This is a genomic window from Paenibacillus sophorae, from assembly GCF_018966525.1.
GTDB lineage: Bacteria > Bacillota > Bacilli > Paenibacillales > Paenibacillaceae > Paenibacillus_AQ > Paenibacillus_AQ sophorae.
Map to the genome: position 1 here is coordinate 4,615,674 of NZ_CP076607.1, position 14,105 is coordinate 4,629,778.

Annotated in this window: 16 protein-coding genes; all 16 read right to left on the reverse strand. The window is 52.2% G+C overall.

Going from position 1 to position 14,105, the window contains the following annotated elements:
• Positions 1–112: 112 nt before the first annotated feature.
• Positions 113–1,591: a stage IV sporulation protein A gene (spoIVA, locus tag KP014_RS22365; protein ID WP_036604201.1), complete on the reverse strand. Its 1,479-nt coding sequence runs from the start codon at positions 1,589–1,591 to the stop codon at positions 113–115.
• A 443-nt stretch (positions 1,592–2,034) separates the two neighbouring features.
• On the reverse strand, positions 2,035–2,802 hold the full coding sequence (locus tag KP014_RS22370) for a DUF3939 domain-containing protein (protein ID WP_246590567.1): 768 nt from the start codon (positions 2,800–2,802) through the stop codon (positions 2,035–2,037).
• A 29-nt stretch (positions 2,803–2,831) separates the two neighbouring features.
• Positions 2,832–3,200: a 2Fe-2S iron-sulfur cluster-binding protein gene (locus tag KP014_RS22375; RefSeq protein ID WP_036604200.1), complete on the reverse strand. Its 369-nt coding sequence runs from the start codon at positions 3,198–3,200 to the stop codon at positions 2,832–2,834.
• 45 nt (positions 3,201–3,245) lie between these two features.
• Positions 3,246–3,863 carry a hypothetical protein gene (locus KP014_RS22380; protein ID WP_090834174.1) on the reverse strand — a complete coding sequence of 206 codons (618 nt, stop codon included), beginning with the start codon at positions 3,861–3,863 and terminating at the stop codon, positions 3,246–3,248.
• Between the two features lie 176 nt (positions 3,864–4,039).
• Positions 4,040–4,219, reverse strand: a complete 180-nt coding sequence (locus KP014_RS22385; RefSeq protein ID WP_036596203.1) for a DUF2768 family protein — start codon at positions 4,217–4,219, stop codon at positions 4,040–4,042.
• 108 nt (positions 4,220–4,327) lie between these two features.
• Entirely contained in the window at positions 4,328–4,603 is a 276-nt protein-coding gene (locus KP014_RS22390; RefSeq protein WP_036596201.1) for a stage VI sporulation protein F, read from the reverse strand.
• 78 nt (positions 4,604–4,681) lie between these two features.
• Positions 4,682–5,722, reverse strand: a complete 1,041-nt coding sequence (locus tag KP014_RS22395; RefSeq protein ID WP_090834173.1) for an NAD(P)H-dependent glycerol-3-phosphate dehydrogenase — start codon at positions 5,720–5,722, stop codon at positions 4,682–4,684.
• Positions 5,715–6,332 carry a glycerol-3-phosphate 1-O-acyltransferase PlsY gene (plsY, locus tag KP014_RS22400; RefSeq protein ID WP_036597002.1) on the reverse strand — a complete coding sequence of 206 codons (618 nt, stop codon included), beginning with the start codon at positions 6,330–6,332 and terminating at the stop codon, positions 5,715–5,717. The genes KP014_RS22395 and plsY overlap by 8 nt, the downstream gene beginning before the upstream one ends.
• A 12-nt stretch (positions 6,333–6,344) precedes the next feature.
• The gene (gene der, locus KP014_RS22405; RefSeq protein WP_036597000.1) at positions 6,345–7,667 is read right to left on the reverse strand and encodes a ribosome biogenesis GTPase Der; all 1,323 of its coding nucleotides are present in this window, start codon (positions 7,665–7,667) and stop codon (positions 6,345–6,347) included.
• A gap of 143 nt (positions 7,668–7,810) precedes the next feature.
• Positions 7,811–9,091 carry a 30S ribosomal protein S1 gene (rpsA, locus tag KP014_RS22410; RefSeq protein WP_216700408.1) on the reverse strand — a complete coding sequence of 427 codons (1,281 nt, stop codon included), beginning with the start codon at positions 9,089–9,091 and terminating at the stop codon, positions 7,811–7,813.
• Positions 9,092–9,229: 138 nt separating this feature from the next.
• Complete coding sequence (locus KP014_RS22415; protein ID WP_036596997.1) at positions 9,230–9,817, reverse strand: lysophospholipid acyltransferase family protein; 588 nt, start codon at positions 9,815–9,817, stop codon at positions 9,230–9,232.
• Positions 9,817–10,524, reverse strand: coding sequence for a (d)CMP kinase (cmk, locus tag KP014_RS22420; RefSeq protein ID WP_036596996.1), 708 nt, complete (start codon positions 10,522–10,524; stop codon positions 9,817–9,819). The genes KP014_RS22415 and cmk overlap by 1 nt, the downstream gene beginning before the upstream one ends.
• A gap of 274 nt (positions 10,525–10,798) precedes the next feature.
• The gene (locus KP014_RS22425; protein WP_036596994.1) at positions 10,799–11,452 is read right to left on the reverse strand and encodes a flagellar brake protein; all 654 of its coding nucleotides are present in this window, start codon (positions 11,450–11,452) and stop codon (positions 10,799–10,801) included.
• A gap of 203 nt (positions 11,453–11,655) precedes the next feature.
• On the reverse strand, positions 11,656–13,008 hold the full coding sequence (ypeB, locus tag KP014_RS22430) for a germination protein YpeB (RefSeq protein ID WP_036596992.1): 1,353 nt from the start codon (positions 13,006–13,008) through the stop codon (positions 11,656–11,658).
• Positions 13,009–13,136: 128 nt separating this feature from the next.
• Positions 13,137–13,283 carry a hypothetical protein gene (locus KP014_RS22435; RefSeq protein ID WP_175491851.1) on the reverse strand — a complete coding sequence of 49 codons (147 nt, stop codon included), beginning with the start codon at positions 13,281–13,283 and terminating at the stop codon, positions 13,137–13,139.
• A gap of 71 nt (positions 13,284–13,354) precedes the next feature.
• Complete coding sequence (gene prsW / locus KP014_RS22440) at positions 13,355–14,050, reverse strand: glutamic-type intramembrane protease PrsW (protein WP_036596991.1); 696 nt, start codon at positions 14,048–14,050, stop codon at positions 13,355–13,357.
• Positions 14,051–14,105 lie beyond the last annotated feature (55 nt).

Genomic DNA, 14,105 nt, shown 5'->3' on the forward strand with positions numbered 1-14,105 from the left:
TCCTAAAAAAACAAGCTGAAATGATTTCCTGTTCCATCAAAACGCGCACAAAAAGAGCGAGACCTCGGCGTCCCGCTCTTTTTTCTTCGCTTTTTTGCGCTTTTCGCGCGCCTTAAAGGATAATGGCAATCAAACCGCCGGACCCTTCGTTAATAATGCGGCCCAGCGTTTCCTGCAGCTTGTAGCGGGCGTTGTCCGGCATCATGGCGATCTTGCCCTGAATGCCCTCCCGGACGATGCTGTGCAGCGACCGGCCGAAAATATCCGACTCCCAGATCTTGATCGGGTCTTTCTCAAAATCCTGCATCAGATAGCGGACAAGCTCTTCGCTCTGCTTCTCCGTGCCGATGATCGGCGAGAATTCAGATTCAACATCGACGCGGATCATATGGATAGACGGAGCCGTCGCTTTCAACCGCACCCCAAAACGTGTGCCCTGACGAATCAGCTCTGGCTCGTCGAGCGCCATTTCGGCCAGGGAAGGAGCGGCGATGCCGTAGCCTGTCGTCTTGACCATTTCGAGCGCTTCCGCGAACCGGTCGTATTCCCGCTTGGCATGGGAGAATTCCTGCATCAGCTGCAGCAGATGGTCCTTGCCGCGGATTTCGACGCCGACGACTTCCATCAGCACCTGGTCGTACAGCTCTTCAGGCGCGTACAGGTCGATTTCCGCGACGCCCTGACCCATATTCATGCCGCTGAGTCCGGCTCTGTCGATAAAGTCATATTCCGTAAACTGGGAAACCAGCCGGTCGACATCACGCAGACGGCGGATATCCTTAACGGTGTCGCGAACGGAATTCTCGTAATTGCTGCGCAGCCAGTGATTCTCGGGGAGCACCATCACCCAGCTCGGCAGATTGACATTCACTTCATGCACGGGGAATTCGTACAATACTTCACGCAGCACGCCGGTCACGTCATCCTCGGACATTGTGGCGGCGCTAAGCGCCATGACCGGAATATCGTATTTGGCGGCCAACTCGCTGCGGAGCTGCTGGGTCTCCTCGCTTCTCGGCCGGGTGGAGTTGATGACAACTACGAACGGCTTGCCGACCTCCTTAAGTTCCGCAATAACGCGCTCTTCCGAATCTACGTACGAGCTGCGCGGAATTTCCGCAACGGTGCCGTCCGTGGTGACGACGACTCCAAGCGTCGAATGCTCTTGGATCACTTTGCGGGTGCCGATTTCCGCCGCCTCCTGGAATGGGATCGGCTCTTCGAACCAAGGTGTGGAGATCATCCGAGGACCGTTCTCGTCCTCATAGCCCTTAGCGCCATCGACCGCATAGCCGACACAATCCACGAGTCTGACGTTAACCTCAAGCCCCTCGGCAACCTTGATCTGTACCGCGTTGTTCGGAACGAACTTAGGTTCGGTCGTCATAATCGTCTTGCCCGCGGCGCTCTGCGGAAGCTCATCCACGGCACGCACGCGGTCCGCCTCACTCGTTATGTTAGGCAGTACGATCGTTTCCATAAAGCGCTTGATAAATGTCGATTTCCCCGTGCGGACCGCGCCGACGACTCCCAGATAGATGTCCCCGCCGGTACGTTCGGCAATGTCCTTGAAAATATCCACTTTTTCCAAAAGAGATCCCCTCCTCATATACTTCCGAAGAAAAAATGCTTGAAGAGCATCGACTTCGCGCTTGCCGCCGGTGTTCACCGACTTCACGGCATGAACCGGACTCTGCACTCACTGCCCGGCTGAAGCTTGGTCCGTAAGGTCCGTAAGCTTTGCCCCGCGGTAAACTCGGACGCTCGGACATGCATTTGGACTAGTATCATCATATGTACCCGCTGCGGATTTATGACCTGCTTTCACGCAATTTGAAGGTTGTTTCTCAGAGTAGAAGCACTGCACGCGTTACTGATACACGGAAGCTTTCTCATCATGAATATGAGCAGGCCGGCCGAAATAGAACTCTTGAAAGAAGCATAGACCGGACATATCTATTAATCTTTGATAGCACGCAAAAAGACAGTCATCCCACGGACAACTGCCCATTCTTATAAGACACGTGTATTCTGTTACTCCGCTCCTTGCTCTTCGGATGATGCTCGGGGAACAGGTTGGCCCCCCACCCAGTAATACGGGAGCGATTTGACAGGGACGAACCAGGAACTTCCCAGCAGCAGCGAGCGCAGATCCTCGTCCGGGGCTGGCTGCACGCCCGTCTTGTCTATCGCTGACATAATGTCGAATGCGTAATCAGCGTATACAACGCCGGTCTTATCCATTATAAAATCCATCGCCACGCCGGAGTATACGCTTGTCAGCTTCTGATTCTCCGTCCCGGCCTTGTTGCCGTCGATCTTGTAGAGATCTGGATACCGCTCACCGGCGGCGGGTAGTTCCTCGTTATTGACCGAACGGTACAGATTCACCTTCCGCTGAACATCGTTCACGGCCTGAACCGTAACGAGATCCATCACCTTAACCGTCGGACTTCTCTCCTCATCCAGCAGCAAAAAGTAGGCGCTGCCTCCTTTCTCGAAGGCCACCGCCGGAATATCGTCCAAATATCCCTTTTTGTTCAGCTTGTCCAGATCAATCCGGAATTTCTCGAACCTTGGCGTCGCCCTGTCAGCGTTCAAGATCGGAAGCAGGCCCTCCTCCTGATAGAAATCGTCGACAGCGGACTGAACCCGACTCACTTCTTCACGGTAGCTGACGGCGATCCTTCCTTCCTCCCTGCCGGTATACAGGCAGCCGGACAGGAAAAGAGTTAGGAGCAGCGTTACCAGCACGCCCGCGGCGCGTACAGGCGGCAGAGTGACTCCTCTAATGATTCCCACCCTGCTTGGCGGCCTCTCCTTCAGCATACTTACCACAATTCATCCTCGTGGCCGCGCCGCGCCTCTTCCAGCCTGCGCCGTACGGCAGCTTTCAAAGGGTCTTCAGGCACGGTCACACGGACGTCCCCCCGTACTACGGCCTGACAGGCCAGACGGACGCCATCGTTCAACTGGCTGCCAAGCTTGCGCCGTTCGATATCTCCAGGGGGCTTAACCGCACCTGCAGTCTCTTCCTCAATCTTGACCTTGCACATCAGGCAGCCGGCTTTTCCGTCGCAGCGGGTAGCTATTGTAACGCCCGCCTTGCGCGCCGCCTTGAGCAGCGATATGCCTCCGGCAATCTCGATCTGTCTCCCCTCCGGCAAAAAGACAACCTTATATCCTCTATGTGGTTTCATCGATGTCGTATCCTCCTCTTAGCGCTCCAAGTACGTACAGCAATATTATGAACAGAGCGCGGTTACGCCCAGCAATTCTCCAAGCAGCCCAATATGGGAAATTTCCAGCGAATTGTGCCGGATCAGCGTCTGAACCAACGGAAGGTGAGCAGGCAAATTTCTCCTCATGACAGAGGCGATCGCCTCATAACGGTCTCTACGTCCGCGAAGCACGTTGAATACGAACTCATGAGCCAGCGGCATGAGCCGCAGCCTTCCGATACCGGGGTAATCCCTTGCGGGCGCACCCGTCTGCAGAAGGCGGGTCTCCACATTGTACTTCGATGGGCCGCTGCATACTTTGAACCCGCATACGAGCTCCAAATGATAATCATCCAGCCGGTAATGGCCAATTAGCGAAAAGCATCCGCGGCTCCAGTCTTCGGCTGGTTTCCCGCAAGCATATCGTCCAAGAGCCGTATGGAGCCTGTCCACAGCCTCCAGATCCGCGTACAGATCGATATCGTGAGGAGGCGCCGCGAGCGGCACATCGTGCAGAAGCAGCCCGCAGCTTCCTCCCAGAAGCCATAATGGCGGGTCTTCCTCTTTCCCAAAGCATAATGCATCAGCAGCCTGTACAAGAGCCTTACACAGCCCCTGCGGCATAGTATCACCGGCTAACATTCCTTCACGCCCCATTCCTTCAAAAATCGTGCTACGATTCAATCAGAAATATGTTCAGTTCGACGCTGTAAGGTTACCTGTTATTCCCAGTATTGCCTGGCAGACCAGTGCTGCAGCCTTCCTTCAAATATTCGCTCCATATCTTCGGCCCTACCGCAGCAGCCATATGTAATGGCTTACATAATTGAGGCCACGCCGCCAAGCAATCCGATAAGCATGATGACAAAAGCGATGACGGACAACACTCCGCGGAGCAGGCCTTTCGTCCTGCTGCGGGCAAACGTAATGAGAAATACGGACAGACCCATAATCAAAATGGCAATCAGGGACATCCACATTTTAGTCATCGGGTCCATTCGTATGCCCCCATTCAGCTGGATATTATAGGCATATTATAACACGATTACAAAAAAAAGAGCATCGGAACCGCTTCGGTTCTTTTGCTCTTTTCGATAAGAAAGTTCCTATTTTTTAAGCATCATTTTCATTAAGGTTTCCATACTGCTCGGATTCGCCCCGGTCTTCTTCACAGCACTAATAATTTCCTTAATCGTTGCTTCGCTGACCGGCACATTGGCCATCGCAGATACCTGCTTGATCAATTGGCGGAGCTGGGCTTCACTCTGCAGCGTTCCCGGCTTTACCGTACCGGCCAGCCTTTTAACGGCGCCTTCCGAGATATTTTTGCCCGCCTTTTTATTGATGGCGTTCAAGGCGTCCTTGGAAAAATTTCGGCTCATTTGTCATCCCTCCTCCGTCAATCCCCGATACAGCATATGAGGAGATCCGGTAAAAGGTGAGGGCCCTCCAAGGTTACTTCACGTATGCCATTGCTCCCAGGTTTCCTGGGAAATGGACTCGAGTTCGGCCTTTGGATCGCGTCCCATAAGAGCCTCGACCGCTTCCCGCGGACTCCGGCCAAGGAACAGCACATGATAAATTTGGTCTGTAATCGGCATTTGCACGCCCAATTTGGCGGAGATGGCATAGGCTGCCTGGGTTGTACGTATACCTTCTACAACCATGCCCATCGACTCCAGCACCTCATTCAGCGGCTTGCCCTGTCCGAGCAGCGAGCCTGCCCGCCAGTTGCGGCTGTGCTTGCTTGTCGCCGTTACGACAAGGTCGCCGATTCCGGCGAGACCGGCGAACGTCAGAGGGTTCGCCCCGAGCTCCACGCCGACACGGGAGATTTCCGCAATGCCCCGGGTAATCAGCGCTGCCTTGGCGTTATCGCCGTATCCGAGGCCGTCGGACATCCCTGCGCCGAGCGCAATGATGTTCTTGAGCGCTCCCGCTAATTCCACGCCGAGCATATCCCGATTCGTGTACACCCGGAAGTCATTGTTCATAAACAAATCCTGAGCCCGTATCGCGGCTTTCTCATCCAAAGAAGCGACGACAACCGTTGTCGGACAATGGCGGACAACCTCCTCCGCATGGCTCGGACCGGAGAGGACAACGACGCGTCCTTCATCACAGCCAAGCTCCTCGGATATAACCGTGGACATCCGTTTCATGGTCTCCGTCTCAAAGCCTTTGGTCGCATGAACGCATAGCATCTCTTCCTTCCAGTGAGCCTTCAGGCTGCGGGCGACCTGACGCATGCCCGATGAAGGAGCCACGATGACGACCGCTTTGGCATCCGCGACCGCCTCTGCCATATCGGTTGTGGCGATTATGTTATCGGGAAGAACCGCTCCCGGCAAATAACGCTCATTGGTATGCTTGGCGTTGATCTCCTCCGACTGGGATGCGTTGCGCGTCCATAGATAAACCTCCGGATGGTTCGCCGCCAGAACGCTTGCCAGCGCCGTGCCCCAACTGCCCGCGACGAGTACGGCGACTTTGTCAGACAACTCGCTTCCCTCCTTTGGACTTGGAACCGATTTTGTTCTCGCGCCGCTGCGCGATTTTAATTATATTCGTCCGGTGCCGCCAGAATGCAAACACGGCGATGATAAGGCTAGTCCACAGCACCGGATATGTAAACCCGGTGAACAGCAGGAACACCGGCGTCAATGCAACGAACAGAAGTGAACCGAGCGAGACGTAACGGGTGACAAAGATGGACAGAATGGCGATAACACCGGCGTACAGCGCAGGCACCAAGGCTAGTGTCGCCATTACGCCAATCGTGGTCGCGATACCTTTCCCGCCTTTGAAATGAAAGTAAAGCGGCCAGTTATGCCCGATAATCGCCGCAATACCGCAGGCTGCGGAGACCCAGCCTCCCCATCCGTCCGCCCATACCCCGAGCCAAACGGCGATAATGCCTTTAAGCACATCCAGGATCAGCACCAGTATGGCGGGTCCTGTACCGAGAACCCGCAGCGTATTGGTTGCTCCGGCGTTGCCGCTGCCGTAATGGCGGATATCAATGCCCTTAATCAGCCTTGCCAGCAGAACGCTAAAGCTGACGGACCCAAGCAGATAACTAATCACAATTACCAAAATTTCAAACGCCACGCTTCTTCTCCCCTATTCATCGTCGGATTTGCGCCGTGTAAAGATTCGGATCGGCGTCCCCTCAAAATTAAACGCACCGCGGATTTTATTCTCCAGGTAACGTTCATAGGAGAAGTGCATCAGCGAAGGATCGTTGACGAATACCACAATTGTCGGCGGTTTCACGGCCACCTGTGTCACATAATTGATGCGCAGACGGCGTCCCTTATCGGTCGGCGGCGGATTGATCGCAACGGCATCCGAGACGACATCGTTGAGAAGATGGGTCGCAATGCGCAGCGAATGCTGCTGCGCGACATGCTGCACAATGGGCAGTAGCTTATGCAAGCGCTGTTTCGTTAGCGCGGACAGAAAGACAACCGGCGCATAGGTCATGAACAAGAAATGGTCGCGGATCTTGTTCTCGAAGTGCTGCATCGTCTTATCGTCCTTCTCGACGGCATCCCACTTATTAACCACGAACATCGATGCCTTGCCGGCATCATGCGCATAACCGGCGATATGCTTATCCTGATCGATGATGCCCTCCTCGCCGTTAATAACGACGAGCACGACATCCGCTCGTTCAATGGCCCGCATGGCGCGCATGACGCTGTATTTCTCGGTCGTTTCATACACTTTTCCACGCTTTCGCATACCAGCGGTGTCGATCAGCACATAGCGCTGTCCGTCACGTTCAAATGGCGTATCGATTGCATCACGTGTTGTTCCCGCAACATCACTGACAATAACGCGCTCCTCGCCGAGAATCGCATTGACCAAGGACGACTTGCCCACATTGGGGCGCCCGATCAGCGCAACGCGGATCACATCCTCGTCATATTCCTCGTCCTGCGGCTCCGGAAGCCGCTCCGTAACCTCATCCAGCAGGTCGCCGATTCCGGTGCCGTGGCTGCCGGAGATACCGATCGGATCTCCGAATCCCAGGCTGTAGAATTCATAGATATCCTCGGCCCGCTTCATATTGTCCACTTTGTTGATTGCGAGTACGACCGGCTTGCCTGACCGGAACAGCAGCTGAGCCACTTCTTCGTCCGCATTGGTCAGTCCGCTCTTCGCCTCACACATAAATACGATAAGATCCGCTTCCTCAATCGCCAGCTCCGCCTGAATACGGATGGATTTCAGAATCATATCCTCGCCATCGATCTCGATACCGCCCGTATCAATTACACTGAATGCCTTGCCGTTCCATTCCGATACGCCGTATATCCGGTCGCGAGTGATTCCGGGTTTATCCTCTACAATAGCCAGCCGATCACCGATCAACCGGTTAAAAATGGTTGATTTCCCTACATTGGGCCTTCCTACGATGGCCACAACGGGTCTTGCCATGTTTCATTCCTCCTGTCTGCCTTACGTTTCCCATCATAGCAAAAAAGCCTTCGCTTGGCTAACGCCTAAAAACACAATCGGCGAACCCTCAAATAAAAGGGTTCGCCGATAAGTATACCCATTATGTCAGACAAAAAAAGGTATTATTTCCCCTTGAATTTGTCCAGCTTGTCGCCGAAACGTTCGGCCAGTGTAAAGCTGAGTCCTTGGTTGCTAAGCGAAACATTGGGGTTGTCGAGCACTTCTTTAGGAGCCCGGTCTCTGCTTCTTTCCGGCTTGGCAGTAGGTGCCGGAGCTTCTTCCGTTTCCTTGATGCTTAAGGACACGCGCTTCTCGGATGGATTGAAATCCAGAACCTTGACTTGAACTTCTTGTCCTTCCTTAAGCACTTCATGCGGTGTGCCGATATGCTTATGGGAAATTTGCGAAATATGCACAAGACCTTCTACGCCAGGGAACAGCTCAACGAACGCGCCAAAGTTGACAAGACGTTTTACTTCGCCTGTTACCACATCGCCGATATGGATTTTGTCGGCAGCCGTATCCCAAGGACCCGGCATTGCCGCTTTGATGCTCAAGCTGATTTTGCCTTTTTCCGGATCGACTTTCAGCACTTTCACACGTACCTTGTCACCTTCGGAAATCACATCGGAAGGCTTGTCGACATGGCTCCAAGCGATTTCGGAGACGTGAACGAGTCCATCAACGCCACCTACATCAACAAACGCGCCAAATTGGGTCAGACGCTGTACCGTACCTTCGATGATTTGGCCTTCGGAGAGCTCGGACATAATTCTTTGCTTGTTAGCTTCGAATTCCTCTTCGAGCACTTCCTTGGCGGAAAGAATAACCTTTCCGTTCTCACGGTCAAGCTCTTTCACTTTTACGCGCAGCGTACGTCCTTTGTAATCGCTGAAATCTTCAACGAAATGACGCTCAACCATAGAAGCAGGGATAAATCCGCGGGCACCCACGTCGGCAACCAGACCGCCTTTGACAACGTCAGCCACAGTGACTTCGAAAGGTTCTTGGGAATTGTAGTATTTCTCCAGATCGTCCCAGGATTTCTCGCTGTCCACAGCGCGTTTGGAAAGAACAAGGCTTTCCTTGTTGTCATTGATGCTGACAACCTTGCACTCTACTTCTTGTCCGACCTCAACTGCCGAAGCGGCATTGTCGAGTTGAACGGAGGACAATTCGCGAATCGGAATGACGCCGTCATATTTATATCCAATGCTCACATAAGCTTGGTTATCTTCGATTTTGACGATCGTTCCTTTCACGGTGTCGCCTTTTTTCAAGGAAATGATTTGCTCCAGCTCATCCTGGCTTGCGATTTCCTCTTGATTGCTAACAGCGGAATCTACCGCCTCTACGGATTCGTTGTTCTCCGCAGCTTCCTGATTTCTTATTTCTTCAGACATGTGATTACCCTCCTCGATTCAAAACCCCATTTATTTAAACCCGCACTAGAGCAGGGTTCAAAACATACATCTTTAACGAATGCCCCGCTATAGATGTTACTATCCTATTATGTTCCAAATAATAACGGCTATGCCGCTTTATTTTCCGCTTGGCTTGCCGGTTTCCAGCATCTCGCGAATCCGTGCCATAATTAGATTGGTAACCGCTTCAGCCGAATCGCTGCCGCCTGCGGCATATTCGCTCAGATCAATCGGAGCGCCGTAAACGACGACCATCCGGCGAAAAGGCTTGTAGTGGCCGATTATCCCCGCTGGAACAACTGCCGCGCCGCTGCGGAGAGCAAAGGTTGCCGCTCCTTTTTTCGCAATCCCGACATCGCTGTTCCGTGTTCCTTCCGGGAAAATGCCCATTACCTGCCCGCTTCGGAGCAAATTAAGCGCCGTTTTAATGGATTCTTTGCTTACACCGCCGCGTTTAACCGGAAAAGCGCCCAGCTGTCTGACTAGCCGGCCGAGAACAGGAACCTTGAACAGCTCAGCCTTCGCCATATAGTTCACTTTGCGCTCCAGCTTGATGCCCATAGTAAAAGGATCAAGATTGCTGGTGTGGTTGCCGCATAGCAGCACTCCGCCCTCTTTCGGAATATTTTCAATTCCCACCGTCTTTAGCGGAAACAGAACGGAATAAATCAAGCGAAGCAATCCTCGGCAAATGACATAAATCATTAATGATTTCTCTCCCCGCCAACATAAGATCTGCAGTGGGACACGATTGTCTCCACAACCTGTACGATATCCATCGACGTCGTATCGAGCAGAATGCTGTCATCCGCGCGCCGCAGCGGCGAAATTTCCCGACTCTGATCAAGAAGATCACGCTGCGCAATATCGTTTTCAAGCTGCTCCAGAGTCACCTGTTCCGCATCTTTCAGCTCTTTGTAGCGGCGGAGCGCCCGCTCCTCCACACTTGCCGTCATGAAAATTTTCACTTCGGCATCCGGCAGTACGGTTGTGCCGATATCGCGGCCGTCCATTACGACCCCTTTGCCAAGCGCCATCTCGCGCTGCAGCTGACTCAGCCTTGTTCGGATGGACTCAATCTTGGCATACTGCGATACCATGCCACTGACCTGCAGACTGCGGATATAAGGAGTCGCGTCTTCCCCGTTGATTATCACTTTCTGCACTTCTTCTCCGGGTACTAATTCAATCACCATATTTCGTACTGTTTGAAGCACGTTATCATGATCTTCCGGCATAATGTCTTTGTGGATCATATACCAGGTCACTGCCCGGTACATGGCTCCCGTATCGACATAAATGTAAGAAAGCTTCTGTGCTACCATTCGGGCTACTGTACTCTTGCCTGCCCCGGCAGGTCCGTCGATGGCGACGTTAATTTTGTCAACGATATGTGTCCCCTGCCTAACCAAAGGGGCATTCCTCCTCAAAATAATGCCAAGACCGCGCTTGGCGGTTGTTCCACTTGACATACCGGAAAGCACGAACATAAATTCATACTTTCTGATATCTTCAAGAAAAAAGCAGGCATTGCCTGCGACTTATAAAATTATACCACAGTTTGTACGGCAGTGCAAAATCGCATAGACTCAAAATACAGCACACAAATCGGGAAATGGCAGCAAATTTCAGCGTATTTTAGAACTCTTTGCGCGAATCCCGCGTGAAACTATAGCCTGACTCGCTTTAACGGTTGCGGAAATCAAACTGCCGCTCGAAGCAGAAGCGGATAATTTTCTGACGCTCGCCATCCATGATGTTCACGAACTTGAGCATGGCCAAACTCCGCCCGTTCTCCAGCTCTTTCATCCGTACAACCTCGGCTTCAAAGTTAGCATGTTCGTTCGATCCGTTACGGTAAGGGATAAGGAGCCAGCACTCCAGCTGATCACCCAATTCAAGCGGAACGCTTACGTCTGTCCAGAACGAAGTTCCGCCGCCGCCGATATCTTCCGTGCGAACCAGGAAGCGAATGCCCGCCCCTGTTCTGACAGCCAGTTCCAGCTCTGCGCTGACACGCAGGAAGCTTCGTCTTTGTATTTTTAGAATCTCATCCTTCGTAGGCTTATGCACACGCACCATTCGGATGACGTCTTCCTTGAAACCGAGCACATGCGTGTAAAAATAATTTTTGATTCCGCCCTCGCTCATAAAATAAACCGACAGCTCATCCCCGATATGCAGTTTCTTAAGTCGTCCGTTGCTTTCTTGAATCGGAATTTCAATCAGAAATGCTTCGTCTTCCAGTTCAGCTATTCTGGATCGGTATTCGACTTCCGCTTCGGAGGCGTCGCTGGATGCTACCTGGATGAACAGTTGGTCATTGATTTTGGGATACAAACATGTCACCGCCATTGAAATTAGTAAGATATTCTAATGGCGATTATACCATGTGTTGCGGCACCAGGGTGAGAAAATATTACAAAGGCGCTCCAGTACGAATTCTTGAAGGGGTGCCAGAGACTATAACCATTTATAACGAAAAAAGGCTATCCGCAAGCGGACAGCCTTCATTCGGCACCAAACGAAACTCTTCAAAATTGTTATTGTTTCTGGGCACCGGAAGCGGTCCGGATCTCCTCGACCGATTCTTCGATGCCAGAGTCCGCATTCAGATAAATTCGGTACTGGGAGCCGTTAATCCGGCCGCCAAATTCATAAGTGAGCACTTTTTCACCGTCGTCATTCTCAATCAAGGCCTGTCGGTTGTAGATCTCCCGGAAATCCGGGTTTAGCTTTTTCCGCGCTTTGGCAATGCTCATTCCGGGCTTCGCAATTTCGCGGCTCGTCTGGTGCTCATTGACATAGTCACTGGACTGAAAACCGGTGGTATCGCCGGTATCGAGGCCACAGCGCACCGTTATCTTTTCGGGATAGATCAGCACGCCGTTCTGCTTCGTCACAAATGTGAAATTACCCATATTGCCGTAACGGTCCGCGCTGACGGGCGTCATATCCGGATATCCCTTGCGTTTCAGGAATTCGCCGGCCTTGACGGCCGCATCCTCCATCGATACCTTCGGGGCGCCAACCTCGCGGTTATTGTTATAAGAAATCAGCAGCCCGCCTTTTTTCGTAAAATCCATACTTACCGTTTCTTTCTCTCCGCTAACCGTCGCTGTGTACGTTTCCCATTCCGTACCTTTTCCGTTCTCGGTAACATGCACCTTGGCCCCGCTGCCAGGGTCTGCATACTTCAGCGCCTTCCGGTGGATATCATCCTGCGAGACGGGCGGACCATTCAGCTTTCTGACGGAACGTTTATCGTAGACGCTGGCCACGGATGGCCCCCAATCCAGCTCCGGATAGGCGCTCACCCTTTTATCAACTGTTTTGAAACCGTCGATAATCGTGTTGTCCTCGGCTTTTTTCTCCGTTGCCAGAGCTGACTCGACGTCCATCCACCGCAGATGATTCGTAATGACTTTGTTCTGCACATCCTGAAGATCCTTCGATATCTCGCCGGAGTTTTTATATAAAGCCATCAAGTTTTTCATTTCGCCATCGGTCAAAGGCTTAGTAGTGTAGTCGCGCACCGCCGCCTTGTATGAGAAGTTGGAAATCTTGGAAAGGAACTCCTCCGTCTTGCTGAAAGGCAGCAGTGTCAGCGGTAGCTGGTTGATCTCGTTTTGCGCCTCGCTGGTTATTCGCCACACATTCGTGAGGAACTTGCGATGCATCCCATCGGAGGTCGAGCTGACGGCAAGGACATTGCCCAATTCGCCATGCAGCCGCTCTACATGATAGGACAGATCGTGGAAGGATCGCTGGTATTGGTTCTCCGCTTTCAGCAGAACCGCGTTTTTCTCTTGATTCTCCTGATAGCCCCATACAAGCGCCCCGATGAGCAAGATCAAAGTCAACGGGAATAAAACGGCACTCATTCTTTTATACATATGGCTTGAAGACTCCCTTCTGGTAGCTTATTGCCGTTAGTTTGACTAAAGTAAGGAGGTCTTATGCACCATCCGCATAGAGAATCGGTATAGGAACTGTACACGAACGAAAAAAGAGCAATGCCTTATTAGGCCTGCTCTTCAACCAGAAATCCTTCGGTGCAGTTGCACAGACATTGCTTGAATCCCGTCTGGATAATGCCATGATATTTTATGCCGCGCAGAATATAGCTTTCACCGCACTGCTTGCACACGATTCGCACCTTTACACGCAAAAAAAGACACCTCGCTTTACAGTGTAATTTTCTCTGTGGAAAATCTACCCGTAACAGTGTCTCCATCTGCTCTACAGATTAACCTCTTCCTCCCGTTTCAGCAGGCGAAAAGGCGAAAGGTTATTGGCCCGCGCCACCTTGATCATGCCTCCATACCATAGGAAGGCCATCAACGGAACGATATACCAAATCCAATAGTTTGGCGTTGTGTTCAGAATAAAGTCGTAAATTCCGTGCCAGATCCAAGGAAGGAGCAGCGATACGGCCAGGATGCCCCGCCTTCTGACCCCGTTCGAGAATTTGGCTCTGCCAAGGTGATACCCCATTACAACACCGAACATGGCATGCCCCGATACCGGAAGAAGCGCTCGAAGAAACATGGAGCCAAGCGAAGCATGGCTGTACCAGGCGTACATCACATTCTCAATCGTCGCAAAACCGAGCGAAATCGCCACAGCATAGAGTATACCGTCATACGGTTCGTCGAACTCAGTATGATTGTAGATGATGTGATACATCACAAACCATTTCAAGCACTCTTCCACTCCGGCGGAGATCAGAAATGATTCCGTGTAAGGACCGGCTTCCAGCCCCAGCGTCAGTCCCCTCTGAATAATCATGACCGGGAAGACAATCAGCAGGCCCAGCAAAAAAACTTTAAGCACCATATGGAGCGGCTCCTGGTCATACTTGTCCTTCAGGTAAAAATAAATCAGCAGAGCAAGCCCCGGTGCCACTGCCGACGAAACCACCGATAACAAAAGCACCGAACGTACCTCCCCGCTTGTCAAAATAAAAGAACAGCCGGCCTATCCCCTATGT